The sequence below is a fragment of the Microcoleus sp. PH2017_12_PCY_D_A genome (assembly GCF_020738565.1).
GTDB lineage: Bacteria > Cyanobacteriota > Cyanobacteriia > Cyanobacteriales > Microcoleaceae > Microcoleus.
The window spans coordinates 1-1,003 of sequence record NZ_JAEQCI010000006.1 but is presented as its reverse complement, the minus strand read 5'-3'; the positions used below and the strand labels follow the sequence as shown (position 1 = coordinate 1,003).

The 1,003-nt window shown below is 49.3% G+C and carries 1 protein-coding gene and 1 pseudogene; both read right to left on the bottom strand.

Going from position 1 to position 1,003, the window contains the following annotated elements; translation table 11 throughout:
• A pseudogene (locus tag JGK39_RS00070) lies at positions 1 to 799 on the bottom strand (helicase superfamily 3); the annotation flags it as partial.
• Between the two features lie 17 nt (positions 800 to 816).
• A partial coding sequence (locus JGK39_RS00065) for a hypothetical protein (protein WP_293262948.1) occupies positions 817 to 1,003 on the bottom strand: 187 nt, incomplete at its 5' end.

Sequence of the window (1,003 nt, the reverse complement as noted above, 5' to 3'; positions counted from 1 at the left end):
TGTCACCAACTCTGAATGCTTTGAGCGGGTTGGAACAAGGGACGCCGGTGAGTAGTTCTACCAGTTTTTGCTTGTCCGAGAGGGTGAGTTTTGCGATTCTATTGCACAATTCCAAAAGAGTTGGGTTTATTGCCTCAGCATCCTCAGCAGCCCTCTGTGCAAGGATTGTTGCCTCAGCGCCATCCTCAGCATAAAAATTTTGCTGAGGCAGTGCTGAGGATGATTCCCTTGTTCCACAAGGTGCTGAGGATGCTGAGGATGATTTCTCACTTTGTCCAGACTTTTGTTTTTTGATGCCAAGGTAGTAAGCTTCTCCCATCGTTCGCTCGGGTTCGAGACCTCGTTCTGTGTGCCGATGTTTCTCCAGTTTAGGGAAAATCTCACAAAGCCGAGCGTACAACTGGTTTATAGCCTTCACCGGCTTATCCCACTGGTTTGGTAAATCATTCCAAACCAGTTTTTCCTTGCCCTTCTCGTTCCACTCAAGCTCAAGTATCCCCGCCTCTTGATACCACTCTTGTAGCTCGCTCCATAAATCCTTGGCGTAAACCCGCTCGCCCTTGCCAGCCTCATAACCCAAGTCCCTCACAAACTGCCACAGGTGCTGAGACTTTTCCTGAGCTTTCCTTAGAGCCGCGTCACTGGAACCATAATTAATTCCTTGGGTCAGCAACAGCGGTATCCGCTCCAGCATCCTGTTCAACAAAGCCGGAGCAATCCGTTCCAGAATAAAGTTTGGGTCTTCCTTAAACCGAGGGTCAGCCTCTAACTCACCTTTAGTGGCATCCGCTCCAACCACGTAAGTTTTCTTAAAGCTCAGAATGCAGTAACGACTGCGGATGGCTTCCGCGTCGCTGCTGATGGACGGCAGAACATTGCAGTTGGCAAGAAATATCGCCTCTGGCTTATAGAACCCATTTGAGATCTTTTTAGGCGGCTAGTCGCTTGAGCATCAGCCGAATAAAGCATAGTTTGAGCTTGGCGTTGGAACGTTCGAGTGTGC